Source organism: Kitasatospora sp. P5_F3 (assembly GCF_054049135.1).
The window spans coordinates 1-17913 of sequence record NZ_JBFUMY010000003.1 but is presented as its reverse complement, the minus strand read 5'-3'; the positions used below and the strand labels follow the sequence as shown (position 1 = coordinate 17913).

The window sequence follows — 17913 nt, the reverse complement described above, 5'->3', positions numbered from 1 at the left end:
TGGCGTGGCAGAGTTCGGGTATGACGCACCGTGAGCTGTTCGCCTCACTGTCCACGCCCCTGGTCGCCGACGCCTGTGTCCGCCTCGGGGTGCCGCTGCGGGTGGCTCCGCCGGGCATCGGGGCGGTGGTGCCGGGCCAGCGGGTGGCGGGGCGGGTGCTGCCGGTCCGGCACTACGGCAGCGTGGACGTCTTCCTGGAGGCATTCGGCGAGGCCGGTCCGGGCGACGTGCTGGTGATCGACAACGGCGGGCGGACGGACGAGGCCTGCGTCGGCGACCTGGCCGTGCTGGAGGCCGGGGTGGCCGGGCTGTCCGGCGTGGTGATCTGGGGACAGCACCGGGACACCCCCGAGCTGATCGAGATCGGGCTGCCGGTGTTCAGCTACGGCGCCTGTCCGCTCGGTCCGCTCCGGGCGGCCGAGCGGGAGCCCGAGGCCCTGGTCAGCGCGCGGATCGGCGCACACACCGTCACCGCCGGGGACGTGGTCCTCGGCGACCAGGACGGCGTGCTGTTCGTGCCCGCCGACCGCGCCACCGAGGTGTTGACCACGGCCGCCGGCATCCACACCACCGAACGCGCCCAGGCCGACCGGATCAGGGCGGGGGAGACGCTGCGCCGGCAGACCGCCTTCGACGACTACCTGACCCGCCGGGCGGCCGACCCGACGTACACCTTCCGTCGGCACCTGCGACAGCTCGGTGGCGAGATCGAGGTGTGAGACAGGTCCTGACCGATGCCCCGGGCGGGACCGCCGTCAGGCGGACTCGCGGCGGACCAGCTGGGTCGGGGTGATCACCGAGGTGGGGGCGAGCGGCTGGGCCGGGCTGGCCAGGCGGCGGAGCAGCAGGCGGGCCATCAGACGGCCCATCTCCTCGATGTCCTGGCGGATGGTGGTGAGCGGGGGCTCGGTCCAGGCGGCGATGGACTCGACGTCGTCGAAGCCGACCAGGGCGACGTCCTCGGGGACCCGGCGGCCGTGTGCGCGCAGGACCCGCAGGGCGCCGGAGGCCATCGCGTCGGAGGCGGCGAAGACGGCGTCCAGGTCGGGCCGCCGGGCCAGCAGTTCGGTCATCGCGCGGCCGCCGCCGTCGGGGGTGAAGTCGCCCTCGGCGATCAGGGCGGGGTCGCCGTCGGGGATCAGGTCGCGGTAGCCGTCGAGCCGGTCGGTGGAGGAGGTCTGGTCGAGCGGTCCGGTGATGGTGGCGATCCGGGTCCGGCCGAGCGAGCGCAGGTGCTGGACCGCCATCCGGGCGCCGCCCCGGTTGTCGCTGTCGACGTAGACCAGCTCGCGGTCGGACTCGGCGCCGGGCCAGCCCGGGCGGCCGCCGATCACGGTGGGCAGGCCGACTCTGCGGGCCATCTCGGGCAGCGGGTCGCTCCGGTGCAGCGAGAACAGCAGCGCACCGTCCACGTGGCCGCCGGCCAGGTAGCGCCCGACCCGCTCGTAGTCCTGCTGGGCCTCGATCAGCAGCAGCACCATCTGGTTGTCGGCAGCGGAGAGTTCACGGCTGATGCCGCGCAGGTGCTGGGCGAAGAACGGGTCCGAGAAGAGTCGGCTCTCGGGCTCGGAGACCACCACGGCGATGGCCTGGTTCCGCCGGGTGACCAGGGTGCGGGCGGCGAGGTTGGGTGCGTACCCGAGCTCGTCGACGGCCTGCCGTACCTTCTCCCGCAGCGCCTCCCGGACGCCGGTCCCGCCGTTCACCACCCGGGACGCGGTGGCGCGGGAGACCCCGGCCCGTTCGGCGACGGACTCCAGGGTCGGGCGCGCGCCGGCCTGCTGGGCCTTGGGCTGCGGCTGGGCCACTGCGGACTCCTCGGGCTACGGGGTGGGTTGGTCGGCTCGGACTTGTCTGTGCAGAGCCTATCGGGTGAGGGCAGGAGGTGAGAGCGCTCCCAGATATCGGCCCCCCGCGAGGTTCGGCGGAATCGGTGGCCAAGATCGTCAGGTCCGACCTGGGTGTCGCATTTCCGCCAGTCGCCAGGTCGGGAGTGCCGCAGACTGGAGGACGTGACCGAGACTCTGACCGACGACGACACCCGGTACCGAGCGGTGGACAGCCGGGATTCCCGTTTCGACGGGGTGTTCTTCACGGCTGTCAGCAGCACCGGCATCTACTGCCGACCGAGCTGCCCCGCCGTGACCCCCAAGCGCGTCAACTGCACCTTCTACCCGACCGCCGCCGCCGCCCAGGGCGCGGGCTACCGGGCCTGCCGCCGGTGCCGCCCCGACTCGGTGCCGGGGTCGCCGGAGTGGAACCACCGGGCCGACCTGGTCGGCCGGGCGATGCGGCTGATCGGGGACGGTGTGGTGGACCGCGAGGGTGTCGCGGGCCTGGCCGAGCGGCTCGGGTACAGCTCGCGGCAGGTGCAGCGGCAGCTGACCGCCGAGCTCGGCGCCGGGCCGATCGCGCTGGCCAGGGCACAGCGCGCGCAGACCGCCCGGCTGCTCCTGCAGACCACCGAACTCCCGGTCACCGAGATCGCGTTCGCGGCCGGGTTCTCCTCGGTGCGGCAGTTCAACGACACCGTCCGGGAGGTCTACGACCGCACCCCGAGCGGCCTGCGTGCCGAGACCAACGGCCACCGCAAGGGCACCGCGACACCCGGGTCGATCGGCCTCCGGCTGGCCTACCGGGGCGCGCTCGACAGTGACCACCTGCTGGACTTCCTGGCGCTGCGTGCGGTCCCGGGCGTGGAGGAGGTGGTGCCGGGCGCCGTGCCCGGCGTCCGCACCTACCGGCGGACCCTGGCGCTCCCGTACGGCCACGCCATCGCCGAGGTGGACGGCCTGGGGGCCGGCGACCCGGCGAACCGGGGCTGGCTGGACTGCCGGCTCCAGCTCACCGACCTGCGTGGCCTCACCACCGCAGTGCACCGGCTCCGGGCGCTCTTCGACCTGGACGCCGACCCCGACGCGGTGGACGGCCAGCTCGGCGCCGACCCGGTGCTCGGCGAGCTGGTCCGGGCCCGCCCCGGCGTACGTTCCCCGGGGCACGTCGACCCGCACGAGCTGGCGGTCCGCGCCGTCCTCGGCCAGCAGATCACCGTCGTGGCGGCCCGGACCCTGGCTGCCCGGCTGAGCGCGCGCTACGGCGTCGCGCTGCCCGAGGCCAGCGGTGGCCTGCGGCTGCTCTTCCCGCCCGCCGGGGCCCTGGCGGTGGCCGACTCCGCCGACCTGGCGATGCCGGACGCCCGCCGTCGCGCCCTGCGCGGACTCTGCGCGGCGCTGGCCGACGGGGCGGTCCGGCTGGACGGCGGCGCGGACCGGGAGGCGGCCGCCGCYTCGCTGCTCGCCCTGCCGGGCATCGGGCCGTGGACGGTGGGCTACCTGCGGATGCGCGCACTGGCCGATCCGGACGTCTTCCTGCCGAGCGACGTCGGCGTCAAGCACGGCCTGCAACGGCTCGGCCACCCGGGCGACCCCAAGGCGGCGGCGCTGGCCGGCGCGGCCTGGGCGCCGTGGCGCTCGTACGCCGTGCACCGGCTGTGGGTCTCGCTGACTCCCGTGGCTGGCCCGAAGACTGACGAGGCATCAGAAGGAGTCCGGGCATGACCACGGTGTTCGCGACGATGGAGAGCCCGCTGGGCCGCCTGCTGCTCAGCGGCACCCTGCAGCCGGACGGCTCGCTCGCCCTGCAGGCGGTCACCGCACCCGGGCAGAAGGGCGCGCTGGACGAGCCCGCCGACGGCTGGTTGCACGACCCGGAGGCGTTCGAGGCCGTGATCCGGCAGCTCGACGCCTACTTCGCCGGGGAGTCGACCAGCTTCGACCTGCCGCTGGCACCGGTGGGCACCGAGTTCCGGCGGCGGATCTGGGCCGCGCTCGCCGAGATCCCGTACGGCGAGACCGTCACCTACGGCGAACTGGGCGCGCTGGCGGGCCAACCCCCGACGGCCGTACGGGCGGTGGGCGGCGCGGTCGGCGCCAACCCGCTGCTGGTGATCCTGCCCTGCCACCGGGTGGTCGGCGCGAACGGTGCGCTGACCGGCTTCGCGGCGGGCATCGACCGCAAGCGGCACCTGCTGGCGCTGGAGCGGGGCTCGCTCTTCTAGTGCTTGCCGTCCTGCGGGACGCCGCTCGCGCGCGGGAGGCGATCTTGTCGAGTTCCGCGAGGAGTTCGGGGGGCCCGTCGACCTCGAAGGACCTCGCCTGACGTGGCGTCAGCGACCCTCGGGCGGCACACCGGTGGTGCTGATGCCAGTGCTGCTGCCGGTGGTGCCGGACAGGGCTCTGGCGAGGAGTTCGAGCGCGGGGAGGGCGTGCATGACGGCCTCGCGCTCGGCGAGCGGGAGGCTTTCGAGGGCGGCCGCCAGCCGGCGTTCGTGGGCGTGCTGCCAGTCGCGGAGCTGCTGGTGGCCGGCCTCGGTGAGCGCGATCCGGGCGGTGCGGCGGTCGCCGGGGTCGGGCTGGCGGTCGACGAAGCCCGCCTCGAGGAGCTTGCCGATCAGCCCGCTGACGGTATTGGGAGCGAGGCGCTGACGGGCCGCCAGTTCGCCGACCCGGAGCGGGGCGGCGGCCAGCGTCTGGAGCAGCTCGACCTGGGCCATCGGCAGTGACTCCCAGGGGTAGTCGGTGCGGATGCTGCTGCGCAGGGCGCGGCGGAGTCGGGTGATCACGTCGGTCAGCCGCTGGGCCCGCGCGACGGCTGCGGCCTCCTCCAGGACGGACTCGTGGTCCGCCGAATCAGGGGAGTGGCCGAGGGTCGGATCGGGGTTGGGCTGCGGCGACATGGGCGACAGCGTAGCGCGCGGGCCTCGTACACCTGTCGGTAGGTGACCAGGTCTGCTCGCGAGCACATCCCGTAACGATCCGATCGCCATCCGAGCAGTTCGTCGACAGAGCAGCTCTGTGACAGATATATTGCTCGGGTGGCCACCGTGAACCCTAGCTTTGCCCAGCGTCTGCTGGCCGAGCGCCCCCGCCCCCGAGCGGTGGCCGGCTGGCGGCACGCGCACTGGCTGGCCGTCGGCACGGTCTGCCTGGGGGCGTTCCTCGGGCAGCTCACCGCGAGCATCACCGCCTTGGTCTTCCCGGAGCTGGAGCGGGCCTTCGACGCCAACTTCGCCGCGGTGGAGTGGGTCGCCCTCGCGTACCTGCTGGTCCTGGTCGCGTTGCTGGCCCCGATCGGACGGCTCTCCGACCTGGTCGGCCGGAAGACGGTCTACCTGGGCGGCTTCGGGGTCTTCGCGCTGGCCTCGCTCGGCGCCGGGCTGGCCGACAGCCTCGGCCTGCTGGTCGCCTGCCGGGCCGTCCAGGCGGTCGGCGGCGCGATGATGCAGGCGAACAGCGTCGCCCTGGTAGCCCGGGGCGTCCCCGAGCACGCGATGCGTACCGCGCTCGGCGTCCAGGCCGCCGCCCAGGCCCTTGGTCTGGCGCTCGGGCCGACGCTCGGCGGGCTGCTGGTGCAGCATGTCTCCTGGCGCTGGGTGTTCTGGATCAACGTCCCGATCGGCCTGTTCGGCATCCTGGCGGGCTGGTTCCTGCTGCCCCGCACCTACCCGCAGGGGCGGCCGCAGCAGCCCCGCCGGGACGGCCGGTTCGACCTGGCCGGGCTGGTGCTGCTGGCCGGCTGCTCGACCACCTTCCTGCTCGCGCTCTCTACCGCATCCGGACTCCCGCTGCCCGCCTGGGTGGTGGCCGTCCTGCTGCTCGCGGCCGTCGTCCTGGCCCTGGCGCTGGCCCGGCAGGAGCAGCGCGCCGACCGCCCGCTGATCCCGCCGGGGTTGATCAACACCCCCGGCATCCGGACCGGGCTGCTGATCGCCCTGGTCGGCTATCTGCTGCTGTTCTGCCCGTTGGTGCTCGGCCCGGTGATGCTGGTGGGCGCGGGCGCACCGGTGGCCACCGCCGGGCTGGTGATCACCGCGCTCCCCGCCGCCTTCGCGGTGGCGGCCACCGTCGGGGCCGGTCTGCTGCCCGGCTCCTGGTCGGACGCCGTCCGTTGCCGCTGCGGCGCACTGGTGGCGGCGCTCGGCCTCGGGCTGCTCGCGGTGGTGCCCGCCMCGCCGGCGGCCACCGTCCTGCCGCTGGTGGTGGCGGGCTACGGCCTCGGGCTGCTGCTGCCGGCGAACAACGCGCTGGTGATGCGCGCGATCCCGCCCGCCAGCTCGGCCGTCGGCGGCGGGCTGGTCAACATGGTGCGCGGTCTCGGCACCGCCCTGGGCACCGCCCTGCCGGTACTCGCGGTCCACCTGGCGGGCCATCAGACCGGCGGCCGGGCGGTGCTCGTCCTGCTCACCCTGGTCGCGGGTGCGGCCGCCACCCTGGCGGCCCGGGTCCGGACCAGCGCGCCGCGCTCCTGAGGCTGCGTTCCTGAGGAGACGGCGAAGGGTGCGGCGGACGGTGACGTCCGGCCGCACCCTTCGGCGAGGTTGCTAGGAGAGGGGCTTGGCGCCGCGCTTGGCCAGCAGCTCGGTGATCAGGTCGATCTCCCCGCGCTGGCCGTTCACCATGGTCTGGGCGAGGCGTTTCTCGACCGCGTTCGTGGCGAGGTCGACGTAGCCCTGGGCCATGGCGACGCCGCCCTTGTGGTGCTCGACCATCAGCTGGAGGTAGTAGACCTCGGCCTCCTGGCCGCTGAGCGAACGCAGCTTGGCGAGCTCGGTGTTGGTCGCCATGCCGGGCATCAGCGAGCCGTCGTGCGGCTCGTACTGATGGTCCATCTTCATCCAGGCCATCGGCTTGGTGCCCGAGTGCTGGGTCAGACCCCACTGGTCGAGCCAGCCCATCATCATGCCCCGCTGGTTGGCCTGGGTGTTGATGATGTCGAAGGCCAGGTTGCGGACCTCGGTGTCCTGGCTCCGGTCCCGGACGATGAACGAGAGGTCGATGGCCTGCTGGTGATGGGTCGCCATGTCCCGGGCGAACCCGGCCTCCGCCGACTCCTGTGCGGGCGTCGACGCCACCGAGCCGCTGGCGTCCGAGCCGCCGGCCACCAGCGCGGGCACACCGAGACCGAGCGCCACGGCGGCCGCCAGCGCGGCGGGCCACCAGAGCCGGCGCCGGCCCGCCCCGGCCGGGGCCACCTCGTCGGCGACTACTGGGCGGTGCTGCACGACGCCCCCGGCTCCTGGGTCTGCGGGCCCTGCACGTACTTGGTGAAGAAGTTCGCCACCCGGGGGTCGGCCGCGCTGTCGACCTTCAGCTGGGTGCCCCACGCGGTCAGCGTGATGGCGCCCTCCTCCTCCGGGTAGGGGCTCATGAAGGAGTACGGGGTGGTCTTCACCTTGGTGGAGAGCGTGCTGATGTCGTCGGCCGAAGCCTTGGCGTTGTACGTCACCCAGACCGCGCCGTGCTCCATCGCGTGCACGGCGTTCTCGTTCTCGACCGGCTTGTCGTAGACGGTGCCCATGCAGTTCAGCCAGACCTGGCTGTGGTCGCCGCCGACCGGCGGGGTCTGCGGGTACGTCACCTTGGTCGCGACGTGGTTGCGGGTGAGGTTGTCGAAGGTCTGGACACCGTCGATCGGCGCCTTGGCGGCGGCGGCCGCCTTGTCCTTCTTCTCCTTCGCGTCGAGCGCGATCCACGCGCCGCCGCCCACCATGCCGGCGAGCAGCACGGCGGCTGCGCCGATCGCGATGAACTTGTTGCGGCGGTCGCGGCGCTGCTCCTCGGCGCGCAGCTCGGCGATCCGGGCGCGGCGGTCGGCGGTGGTCGGCCGGACGTTCGACTTGCCCTTGCCGGGCTGCTTGGTCGGCTGCTGCTTGGCGGCGGAACCCATGAAAGTTGTCCTTGTCCCCGTCGGGCGGTGCCCGCTCGGCGGTCTACGGATTGGCAGGGGAAGCGGAGCCGTCCGGGGCTCGGTCGGTCGTGGCCGGCTGGCCTCGGCCGGTCCTCGGACGGTGGGTTCCGCTCAGCTCAGCTGGACCTGGAGCGCATGCAGGTCGGGCGCCAGGTCCGGGCCGCTCAGCGGTGCGAGCACCGGCGGAGCGGGCAGTGTCTGAGGGGGGATCAGCCGGGCGGGCACCGCGGGTACGGGCTGCGGTGGCGCGTTCGGCAGCTGGGACTCCTGGCCGCAGTACAGATGGCTGGAGCAGCCGCTGCCTGGGCCTGGCCGTTCGCCGTCCACCGTGCACCAGATCAGCGGCAGCCGATCGGCGCCCTGGCCCTGTTGCGAACGGTGGTGCACGAGAACGTGCGCGGCGGCCGCGACGGCGACGGGCTGAGCCGTCACCGTGGTCAGGTGCGGCGGGGCGGTCGTCCTGGCGCCGGCGTGCGCGCGGCCCGCACATGGCAGGACCGTGAGCAGGCCCGCCAGCAGCAGTACCCACAGCGCAGCGGCGGGGCGGCCGGTGATCGTGGCCCTCCCCGGCTGCGGTGTGTAAGCCCCGGGCGCGGTCATGCGCACATATTAATCAGCCGAACGGGTGAGGGTGGAGCCCCTCGGGGGGTCTCGTTCCCAGCCGTTCACGTCGAGTACGTGCAGTTCGGCACGGTTTCGGCCGGTCCCGACCGGCCGTCGTGGCACTGCGCCCACGGGGTGACCGGTTGTCTCCGATTCCCGGACACCGTCGTTCTCCTTGGGGACAATGACGTCGAGCCCGGGGCCCAGGCCCGCTCGGCAGTCGGCAGACACGGACGAGGAGCAGCCGGATGAGCAACCAGGGCGCACCACCGCAGCGCGGCGACGGCTGGTGGCACGAGGTCTACAAGGGCCCGGCTGCCACCCTGCCGGACGCACCGGACACCCCGGAGGACGACGCGACGGTGGACGACCGGTTCGACTCGGCGGCCGGGATGATCGGGACGCAGCGCACGGCCGAGGCGGTGCCGGAGGAGGTTTCGCCGGAGACCGAGGTGGTGCCGGAGGCCGACGCCCTGTCGGTGGACGACTGGTTCGACTCGGCGCTCGGGATGATCGGGGCACAGCGCAGCACCGAGGCGGTCGTGGTCGGCGGGCCGGACGAGGGCGAGCCGGGTGACGCCCCGGTGGCTGACGATCCGGTGGCTGACGATCCGTCCGCCGGCATCGTGCAGACCACGGCCGCCGGGCCCGGGGTGGCCCCGCTCCCGGTGGCCCCGCTCCCGGTGGATCCGACCCCGGCGGAAGAACCCGTCGAGGAGCCGGCGGCCGAACCCCTGACCTCCGTCGAGCCGCTGCCGCCCGCCGCCCGCCGCGCGTACGACCAGCAGCCCGTCCCGCACGTCGGCGACCGGCCGCCGACCTACGGCCCCGAGCCGACCGCCGTCGCCGCGGCGGACCCGGACGGGCTCGCCGTCCTCACCCCCGACACCGTCCTGGAGGGCGCCCAGTACGGCACCGCCACGCTGCGCGCGGTCTCGGTCCGGGGTGACTCCGCGCGCTACCGGGGTGAACTGCGCCGGGACGCGCTGCTGATCACCCGGTTCGGCGAGGGGGAGGAGGGCCTGCTGCTCGCCGTGGTGGCCACCACCTCCGCCACGGCCGCACCCTCGCCGCTCGCCGCCGAGGCCTGCCGCCAGCTGGCCGCCGCGATCGGCCGCAGCCGTACGGAGCTCGCCGCCGACCTGCGCGACGGCGCGCGCGACCGGCTGCGCTACGGGCTCCAGCGCCTCACCACCAGCGCGTTCGCACCGCTGCGCGCCCCGGGAATGCTGCCGGACGCCGCCTCGGTGCCGGGCGCTGACGGGCCGTCCGCTGACGGTCCGTCCACCGGGGCCCTGCACTGTCTGCTGCTCTCGCTCGACCCGGCGGCCACCCACCGCGCCGCCTTCGGACTCGGCCCCAGCGGGCTGTACCTGCTGCGCTCCGGACACTGGATCGACGCCTACGCGGCCCGGCTGTTGCACCACCCGGACGGCCAATTGCCGTCCCCCGCCGGTCCGTCGCCCAGGCCGTTCCGGTTCCGCCTGGTGCCGGCCACTCCCGGCGACATCCTGCTGCTCTGCACCCCCGGCCTGGCCGACCCGCTCGCCGACGAACCGGCCGTCGCCCACTTCCTGGCCAACCACTGGGCCCACCCGCACCCGCCGGGCACGGTCGACTTCCTCCGCCAGATCCAGGTCCGCGCCAAGGGCTACTCCGCCGACCGCACGGCCGCCGCGCTCTGGACCGAGTGAACCGAAAACCCACTCGATCCGGCGGTCCGGTCCGGTCTACGCTCCGGGCATGACCCCGACCAAGACGTCGTACGTCTGCCTGCCCTGCCGGGCCTCGTACAAGCAGTCGCCCGTCGGTGACCACCGGCGGCACTGCCCGCGCTGCGCCCGGCCGTTGCTCCGTGCGGGCTCGGCGTTCGCCGCACCGCGCCGTCGCGACACCGCTGCCTGGCGGACCCTGTCGGTACTGCTGAACGCGGGGGTCGACTTCCACAAGAGCTGCTGCGGAGGCCCGGGTTACCGCCCGCGGACGCTGTTCGAGGTGCGCGAGCGGATGGCGTACGCCCGGCGGACGGGTGAGCCGTTCGCCCAGGTGCTGGTGCGGCGCGAGATCCACTGACTGGCGGTCAGCAGCTTGGGGATCAGCCGCCCAGCAGCGCCCGGGCCACCGAGGCGACCTGACCGGCCGCCTCCGCCCGGCTCGCGCCTGGCAGGCCGATCGCGACCGGTACCGCGAGGCCGTCCAGCAGCGCGCGGAGCTGGACGGCCCGGTCGGCCGCACCGTCGGCGGTGAACTCGCCTCCCGCCACGCCCTCCTCGATCAGCGCGACCAGGTCGGCCTGCCAGGGGGCCTCGATCTCCAGCTGCCCCTGCCGGATCTCCGCGCTGGCCGGGGAGCGGCCCCAGACCTCGAGCCAGAGGATCCAGCGCGGATCTCCCGGGCCTTCGGGCAGGTACAACTCCGCGTACGCAGCCAGTCGTTGACGGGCCGTCAGTGCGTGATCGGCCAGCGCGGTGCGGCGTCGTTCGCCGAGCTGCTCCTCGCTCCAGCGCAGGGTCTCCAGCAGTAGCTGGTCCTTGCTGCCGAAGTAGTAGAGCAGGTGCCCGGCGCTCATCTGCAACTGCTTGCCCAGCCCGGCCATCGTCAGCTTGGCCAGCCCGTGCTCGGCGATCGCCGCCCGGGCCGTGGCGAAGACCTCCTCGCGCGGGCGCGCGGGGCGTCGCGTCCGTGGCTCCGCCATCTGCCGTTCCTCCTGCTCAGGGATGGGTCCGGCCAGCTTCTCACGGTCCGGTGGCGGGTGGCTGCGGCGCACTTTTTGAACAGACTGTTTGCAATAAAATGTTGTCAACGAATGCCATGGTCGCCTACCGTGTGGCTATGACCGAGGACAGTAAGGTGCAGCTCTCCGCCCCGTTCGGCGTGCCGGACGTGGCCGAGGCGCACGAGAAGCGGCAGTACCCGGCCCTGCTCCGGATCACCGAGCGCCACGCCCACGGCGAAGCCCGTACCCGCTGGGAGGAGCGGCGGATGCCGCTCGGCCCGGTGGACGCCTGGCGGCGGGTGGTGATGCTGGCCGGCGGCAGCGAGTTCCCCGAGGAGGGTGAGGCGCCGGTCGACGCGGACGACCTGGCGGCCGCGCTGGCCCTGGTGCAGTGGGCCCGGGCGGAGGTGGACGAGTGGGAGCTCGGCCTGCTGGAGATGGCGCGCGGCCGGGGGCTGACCTGGCAGCAGATCGCCGTCAACCTCGGCCTCGGCTCGGCCCAGGCAGCCCGGCAGCGGCACCTCCGGCTGACCGAGCGCTCGCCGGGTCAGTCCGCAGGCTGAGCGGTCGTCAGTTCGCGGCTGCGGCCTGGCCGCTCGACTTTCCCCGGCCCGCGAGGTGCAGCAGCCAGGTCGCCGAATCCCGCGAACACCAGGGCCGAGCCGGTCCACCCCGCAACGGTGTGGCCCATGTCGTGGTGGCCGTGCATACCGCTCATCTGCGCACTCCTTCGTCATGCTGGGGCCAACCAGGCCTGAACGGGCGGTACGGGAACCGAAGTTGACCTCTCGTCCGAGCACGGGTCCGGCGCTCCTGTTCACCCGGTGCGGATATCCCGGGTGCCGGAACTGGTGCCCAAGCCTGGTGGTGTGGCGGTCTGTGGGCGGGACCTGAGGGAGAGGCAGCTGACCCTGTTCCGGTGCACTGCTGCTCTGGACGGGTTCATCTTTGCTGATCATCGTGCGCTCTGGAGTGTCCAGTCATATCTGCATTATGAAAGGCCTTTATATACAAAAAGCACGGTATGCCTGATTCAGATAGAACGGGAACTCGATGGCCGGCAGTGTCAAGCGCCTGATCGCGGTGGTGGTGGCCTGTGTTCTGGCCACGGCCGCGTCGCCGTTCTCGTCTGTCGCCGTGGCCCCGGCGGGCCAGGCCGTGCCTCAGCCGCGTGCAGCGGCGGGCGCCTGCGTCGCGAAGACGACGGGCTACAACCAGTGCCAGGTCTTCCGGAGTACCGGTTCCACGCAGACGTTCACGCCGCCGGCCGCGGCGACCGCGGTGCGGTTCCATCTGTGGGGCGGCGGCGGTGGTAACGGGGTCGGTGCCACTTCCGGGTGGGGTGGCGCCGGTGGCTACACCCTGGGGACCGTCTCGGCGCCGCTGGCGTCGTCGTACTCGATCAACGTGCCCGCAGGGGGCGGCGGCGTCTTCAATGCGGGGGGCGGCGCCGGTGCGGCCTGGGTGAAGGACGCGTCCGGAGGGTTGTTGCTGGTTGCCGGTGGCGGTGGCGGCGGCGGCAAGGGGGTCACCGGGGCGGTGGCGGGCGACGGCGGGGCCGGTGGTGGCGCGAACGGGGTGACCGGCGGCGATGGCGCGGGCGGCGCCAAGGGCGGCGCCGGTGCGACCGGTGCTGTCGGAGGCGCGGCCGGGAACGCCGGCGCCCGCTCGGGCAAGGCGGGGGTTGCCGGGCCGCTCGGGGCCGGTGGTGCGGGCGGAACGGACGGCAGCATCGGCACCAGCAGCGCCGGAGGCGGTGGGGGATCCGGCTACGCCGGTGGCGCGGGCGGTGACGGCAGCGTCGTTACGCAGGCCGGCGCAGGCGGTGGCGGCGGCAGCGGTTTCGTGGACACCGCGAAGGTCCCGGACGGCACCACCACTGCGGGGGCGGGACAGATTGCAGGCGGGACGGAGGATCCGTTCTACGACACCGACAAGTACGGCATCCCGACCAGGGCCGGCGCGGTCGTGGTCGAGTGGCAGATTCCGGCTGTGAAGATCACGTCGCCTGAGGACGGCGAGACCATCGGGACCGACACCGAGTTCACCGGGACCGGGGCGCCCGGAGCCACGGTGACGCTCACCCGTGGCACGTCGACCACGGCCATCGGCACGGCGACCGTCGCGGCCGACGGCACCTGGACGATCGTCGCCAACGGCCAGGCCACGAGCGCTACCAAGGTGGCCTACAAGGCGAGCCAGACCCTGACTGCGGGTCAGACAGCCCTCACCGACACCGTCTCGGTCGTCCTGGTCGCCACCGGCCTGATCGACAAGGGCAAGCCGGTGACCAGGATCTGGAGCCAGCTGGCGGGCCGGTGTCAGGCGGACTACAACGGCACGGCCCAGTTCTGGGCGGGCGGCAGCGGCCCGAGCTGCAGCTCGGCCCTCAGTGTGGGAGGCTCCCTCGTCTCGGGAGGCTGGTTCAACGGCGCCAGCTCGCTGGTCGGTGTCAGCCAGACGCCGACCACCGGCTCGGGCAGCTCGTCCGATCCGTTCACGATGACGACGGTGCAGTCGGCCGGCAGTGGGATGCGCCTGTCGCAGGTGGACTCCTACGTCAACGGCGAGAACGGCTTCCGGATCGACGTCACGGTCACGAACAACGGCACCAAGTCCCAGGAAGGAACGTTCTACCGGGGCGGCGACTGCCTGCTGGCAGGAGTCGACTCGAGCTTCGGAGCAGTGCTGCCGAGGGCGCCGGGGATGGGCAACGGCATCGCGTGCGTGAAGAACGCCGACGGTACCGGGCAGGCGATGATGTTCGTCCCGCTCACCGCCGGCAGCTCGTATGCCGAGGGGACCCCCAGCAACGTCCGGGACCAGGCGACAGGCGGCAAGCCACTGCAGAACACCTGCCGCTGCACGGAGAACCTCGACAGCGCGATGGGCGTCTCGTGGCCGTACTCGCTGGCGCCGGGCGCGTCCAAGACCTTCAGCTTCGCCACCTATTTCCGTCCGGCGGGCGTGAAGCCGATGCCGGCGGAGAAGACGGTGACGCCGAGCAAGGCGAAGCCGGGCGACACCGTCACGTACACGGTGAAGTTCACCAACCCGAACACCTACCCGGTGACCACGTTCGGTTTCACCGACACGCTGGACAGCCGGCTGGACTACGTCGCCGGCTCGACCGACGGTACCGACCTGGAGGAACCGGCGGTAACTGGTGCCCAGTTGGGTTGGGGCGCCTTCACCACACTGAACGCCGGCGCGTCGTTCACCTTCACCTTCCAGGCGAAGGTGAAGAGCACGGCGACGCTGGGCACCGCGACCAACGACTTCACCGGCGACGGTCTCACCACCCTGTCGAAGGTCGCGCCGGTGCTGATCGCGCCGGCGGCGGGTCTGACGGTGACCAAGACCGTGGACAGGTCGGTGGTGCTGATCGGCGGTCAGGCGGTGTTCACCGTCGCGGTGAAGAACGAGGGCCCGAACGCGGCGGCCAACGTCGTGCTCACCGACCAGCTGCCGACCGGTCTCACCTACGTGTCGGACGACTCGGCGGGCAAGTACGACAAGGCCACCGGCAAGTGGACCGTCGGCGGCCTGGCCAACGGCGCCACCGCGACACTGAAGATCACGGTGAAGGGTGGACAGGAGGGTGACTTCCTCAATGCCGTGACAGCGGTGACCTCGGACACGACCAACGAGAACACGCTGTGTACGGACGCCTCGAAGCCGGCCACCTGCCCGAGCGCCAGGCTCACGGTGCGCTCCAGCGACCTGGTGATGACCGCGGCGGCCGCCCCCAACCCGGTGACGCCCGGCGGTACTTCCACGGCGACGCTGACCGTGACCAACAACGGACCGTCGACGACGGCGTCCGCGGCGACCGTGACGTTCACGCTGCCGCAGCGCACGACGCTCGGTTCGCCACTCCCGTCCGGCTGTGTTGCGGCCGCTGACGGCAAGTCGGTTACCTGCGCCGTCGCCGCGGGCCTGGCCAAGGACGCGAAGAGCACCTTCGCGATCCCGCTGGTCGTCGACTCGAACGCCCCGGTCGCGACCGCGCTGTCGGGTGGTTCGGCGGTGGTGGCCTTCGTGGACGATCCGAACACGGCGAACAACACGGCGGCCGTGCCGCTGTCGACGACGGCCAAGGGGTCGAACGACCTGGCGATGTCGGTGACCGCGCCGACCGCCCCGGTGACCCCGGGCACGGCGGCCACCGTGACCGGGACGGTGACGAACGGCGGTCCGTCGGACACCACGTCGGCGTCGACGGTGACGTTCACGATGCCGGGCCGTACGACGGCCGCCCCGACGCAGCCTTCGGGATGCACGGTGGCGGCGGACAAGAAGTCCGTGACGTGCACGATCCCGGCGGGGCTGAAGAACGGCGGCACGGCCTCGTTCGCCATCTCGGTGGTGGTCGATCCGGACGCACCGCTCGGCACGGTGCTGTCGGGTGGCAGCGCCACCGTGGCGAACAGTGAGGATCCGGCGGCCGGGAACAGTACAGCGGCCTTCTCGGTGACGACCACGGCGACGGCGTCGGCTGATCTGTCGATCACGAAGAAGGCTGAGGGCGCCGCGTCTGTCGCGCCTGGTGAGAGCCTCGTGTACGACCTCGTCGTGGCGAACGCCGGACCGTCTCAGGCGACGAATGTGGTGGTCACGGACACTCTGCCGGTCGCGTTGAAGTTCGTCTCCTCGGACTCGGGGTGCACGGCTTCGGGGCAGGCGGTGACCTGTACTCCGCTTGCGACGCTGAACCCGGGCGCGACGAAGACCCTCAAGATCACGGTGCAGTTGGATCCGGCCTACTCGGGTGATGGCTCGGACATCCGGAACCAGGCGTCGGTGAAGTCGGCCACAGCTGACCCGAGCATGGTGAACAACACGTCGGATGCGTCGACCGGTGGTCTGCCTGGTCCGGGGCCGGGCCCGAACCCGCCCAACCCGGTGAAGGCCGACGTGGCGATCACGAAGAAGCCCGCCTCGACTACTCCGGTCGCACCCGGTGAGACGTTCGACTACACGGTCACCGTGTCGAACAACGGGCCGTCGGATGCGAAGGGCCTGGTGGTGACCGATGCGCTGCCGGTCGTGCTGAAGTTCGTTTCGTCGCCTGATGGTTGCGCGGCTGTCGGTCAGGACGTGTCATGTCCGAAGTTGGCCACGTTGGCGGCGAAGGCGTCGAAGACCTTCACGATCAAGGTGCAGCTGGACCCGGTGTACACCGGTGACGGCAGTGATGTGCGGAACCAAGCGAAGGTCGCGACCGACAGTGGCGATCCGGATCTGTCGAACAACACGTCGGATGCGTCGACCGGTGGTCTGCCGGGTCCGGGGCCTGGTCCGAATCCGCCTGCTCCGGTGAAGGCCGATGTGGCGATCGCGAAGAAGTCGGCGTCTGCCACGCCGGTTGCTGCGGGGGAGACGTTCGACTACACCGTGACCGTCACCAACAATGGCCCGTCGCGGGCCTCCGGTCTGGTGGTGACTGATGCGCTGCCGGTCATGTTGAAGTTCGTTTCGTCGCCTGATGGTTGCGCGGCGACCGGTCAGAACGTGAGTTGCCCGAAGTTGGCCACGTTGGCGGCGAAGGCGTCGAAGACCTTCACGATCACCGTGCAGCTGGACCCGGCGTACGCGGGTGATGGCAGTGATGTGCGGAACCAGGCGAAGGTCGCGACCGATAGTGGCGATCCGGATCTGTCGAACAACACGTCGGATGCGTCGACCGGTGGTCTGCCTGGTCCGGGGCCCGGCCCGAACCCGCCGGCGCCGGTGAAGGCCGACGTGGCGATCGCGAAGAAGCCGGCGTCGACCACGCCGGTTGCTGCGGGGGAGACGTTCGACTACACCGTGACCGTCACCAACAACGGGCCGTCGGATGCGAAGGGCCTGGTGGTCACGGATGCGTTGCCTGCTGTGCTGAAGTTCGTTTCGGCGAGCGACAGTTGCACGGCGACCGGTCAGGACGTCAGCTGTCCCAAGCTCGCTACGTTGGCCGCGAAGGCCTCGAAGACCTACACGATCAAGGTGCAGCTCAACCCGTCCTACGCCAGTGATGGCAGCGATGTGCGGAACCAGGCGAAGGTCGCCACCGACAGTGCTGACCCGGACCCGACCAACAACACCTCGGACGCTTCAACCGGTGGTCTGCCCGGCCCGGGGCCTGGCCCGAATCCGCCTGCTCCGGTGAAGGCCGATGTCGCCGTCACCAAGAAGCCGACTCTCGCTACGCCGGTCGCCCCTGGGGAGACGTTCGACTACACCGTGACCGTCACCAACAACGGGCCGTCGGATGCGAAGGGCCTGGTGGTCACGGATGCGTTGCCTGCTGTGCTGAAGTTCGTTTCGGCGACCGATAGTTGCACGGCGACCGGTCAGGACGTCAGCTGTCCCAAGCTCGCTACGTTGGTGGCGAAGGCGTCGAAGACGTACACGATCACCGTGCGGCTCGACCCGGCCTACACCGGTGACGGCTCGGATGTCCGTAACCAGGCCAAGGTGGCCGCGGACACTGCCGACCCGGACCCGACCAACAACACCTCCGACGCATCCACGGGCACTCTGCCCGGCCCGGGCCCGAACCCGCCCTCCCCGGTGAAGGCCGACGTGGCGATCGCGAAGAAGCCTGCATCGAGCACCCTGGTGGCCCCGGGTGAGACGTTCGACTACACGGTGACGGTGACGAACAATGGTCCCTCGCAGGCTTCGGGTCTGGTGGTGACAGATGCGTTGCCTGCTGTGCTGAAGGTCGTTTCGGCGAGCGATGGTTGTACGGCGACCGGTCAGGATGTGAGCTGTCCCGAGCTTGCTACGTTGGCGGCGAAGGCGTCGAAGGCCTACACGATCAAGGTGCAGCTGGACCCGGCGTACGCGGGTGATGGCAGTGA

At 72.0% G+C, this 17913-nt stretch carries 14 protein-coding genes; 8 read left to right on the top strand and 6 right to left on the bottom strand.

What is annotated here, in order from left to right; translation table 11 throughout:
* Positions 1 to 20: 20 nt before the first annotated feature.
* Positions 21 to 719: an RraA family protein gene (locus ACXJMZ_RS01770; RefSeq protein ID WP_457028177.1), complete on the top strand. Its 699-nt coding sequence runs from the start codon at positions 21 to 23 to the stop codon at positions 717 to 719.
* Between the two features lie 36 nt (positions 720 to 755).
* Here ACXJMZ_RS01770 and ACXJMZ_RS01765 read toward each other — a convergent pair whose 3' ends face one another.
* The gene (locus ACXJMZ_RS01765; protein WP_457028176.1) at positions 756 to 1808 is read right to left on the bottom strand and encodes a LacI family DNA-binding transcriptional regulator; all 1053 of its coding nucleotides are present in this window, start codon (positions 1806 to 1808) and stop codon (positions 756 to 758) included.
* Between the two features lie 204 nt (positions 1809 to 2012).
* On the opposite strand from ACXJMZ_RS01765, the gene ACXJMZ_RS01760 reads away from it, so the two are divergent.
* Both ACXJMZ_RS01760 and ACXJMZ_RS01755 read left to right on the top strand, forming a co-directional pair.
* The gene (locus tag ACXJMZ_RS01760) at positions 2013 to 3557 is read left to right on the top strand and encodes a DNA-3-methyladenine glycosylase 2 family protein (RefSeq protein WP_457028175.1); all 1545 of its coding nucleotides are present in this window, start codon (positions 2013 to 2015) and stop codon (positions 3555 to 3557) included.
* Positions 3554 to 4057, top strand: coding sequence for a methylated-DNA--[protein]-cysteine S-methyltransferase (locus ACXJMZ_RS01755; protein ID WP_457028174.1), 504 nt, complete (start codon positions 3554 to 3556; stop codon positions 4055 to 4057). Before ACXJMZ_RS01760 ends, ACXJMZ_RS01755 begins: the two co-directional genes overlap by 4 nt.
* 108 nt (positions 4058 to 4165) lie before the next feature.
* Here the strand turns inward: ACXJMZ_RS01755 and ACXJMZ_RS01750 are convergent, their stop codons facing one another.
* Positions 4166 to 4735 (bottom strand): MarR family winged helix-turn-helix transcriptional regulator, encoded by a 570-nt coding sequence (locus ACXJMZ_RS01750; RefSeq protein WP_457028173.1) that lies wholly within the window; start codon positions 4733 to 4735, stop codon positions 4166 to 4168.
* Positions 4736 to 4882: 147 nt separating this feature from the next.
* Between ACXJMZ_RS01750 and ACXJMZ_RS01745 the strand changes: the two genes are divergently transcribed.
* Positions 4883 to 6307, top strand: coding sequence for an MFS transporter (locus tag ACXJMZ_RS01745; RefSeq protein WP_457028172.1), 1425 nt, complete (start codon positions 4883 to 4885; stop codon positions 6305 to 6307).
* 72 nt (positions 6308 to 6379) lie between these two features.
* Here the strand turns inward: ACXJMZ_RS01745 and ACXJMZ_RS01740 are convergent, their stop codons facing one another.
* The 3 genes from ACXJMZ_RS01740 to ACXJMZ_RS01730 all read right to left on the bottom strand — a co-directional run bounded on the left by ACXJMZ_RS01740 (position 6380) and on the right by ACXJMZ_RS01730 (position 8346).
* Positions 6380 to 7060 (bottom strand): DUF305 domain-containing protein, encoded by a 681-nt coding sequence (locus tag ACXJMZ_RS01740; protein ID WP_457028171.1) that lies wholly within the window; start codon positions 7058 to 7060, stop codon positions 6380 to 6382.
* Positions 7042 to 7725, bottom strand: a complete 684-nt coding sequence (locus tag ACXJMZ_RS01735; protein ID WP_457028170.1) for a DUF3105 domain-containing protein — start codon at positions 7723 to 7725, stop codon at positions 7042 to 7044. Before ACXJMZ_RS01735 ends, ACXJMZ_RS01740 begins: the two co-directional genes overlap by 19 nt.
* A gap of 132 nt (positions 7726 to 7857) precedes the next feature.
* Positions 7858 to 8346 (bottom strand): hypothetical protein, encoded by a 489-nt coding sequence (locus tag ACXJMZ_RS01730; RefSeq protein ID WP_457028169.1) that lies wholly within the window; start codon positions 8344 to 8346, stop codon positions 7858 to 7860.
* A gap of 251 nt (positions 8347 to 8597) precedes the next feature.
* On the opposite strand from ACXJMZ_RS01730, the gene ACXJMZ_RS01725 reads away from it, so the two are divergent.
* Positions 8598 to 10043: a protein phosphatase 2C domain-containing protein gene (locus ACXJMZ_RS01725; protein WP_457028168.1), complete on the top strand. Its 1446-nt coding sequence runs from the start codon at positions 8598 to 8600 to the stop codon at positions 10041 to 10043.
* 49 nt (positions 10044 to 10092) lie between these two features.
* On the top strand, positions 10093 to 10422 hold the full coding sequence (locus tag ACXJMZ_RS01720) for a deoxyxylulose-5-phosphate synthase (protein ID WP_457028167.1): 330 nt from the start codon (positions 10093 to 10095) through the stop codon (positions 10420 to 10422).
* Positions 10423 to 10444: 22 nt separating this feature from the next.
* Here the strand turns inward: ACXJMZ_RS01720 and ACXJMZ_RS01715 are convergent, their stop codons facing one another.
* On the bottom strand, positions 10445 to 11044 hold the full coding sequence (locus ACXJMZ_RS01715) for a TetR family transcriptional regulator C-terminal domain-containing protein (RefSeq protein ID WP_457028166.1): 600 nt from the start codon (positions 11042 to 11044) through the stop codon (positions 10445 to 10447).
* A 137-nt stretch (positions 11045 to 11181) separates the two neighbouring features.
* On the opposite strand from ACXJMZ_RS01715, the gene ACXJMZ_RS01710 reads away from it, so the two are divergent.
* Entirely contained in the window at positions 11182 to 11628 is a 447-nt protein-coding gene (locus ACXJMZ_RS01710) for a DNA-binding protein (RefSeq protein WP_457028165.1), read from the top strand.
* A 490-nt stretch (positions 11629 to 12118) separates the two neighbouring features.
* Positions 12119 to 17913 (top strand): isopeptide-forming domain-containing fimbrial protein (locus ACXJMZ_RS01705; RefSeq protein WP_457028164.1); only part of this gene is annotated, 5795 nt, incomplete at its 3' end.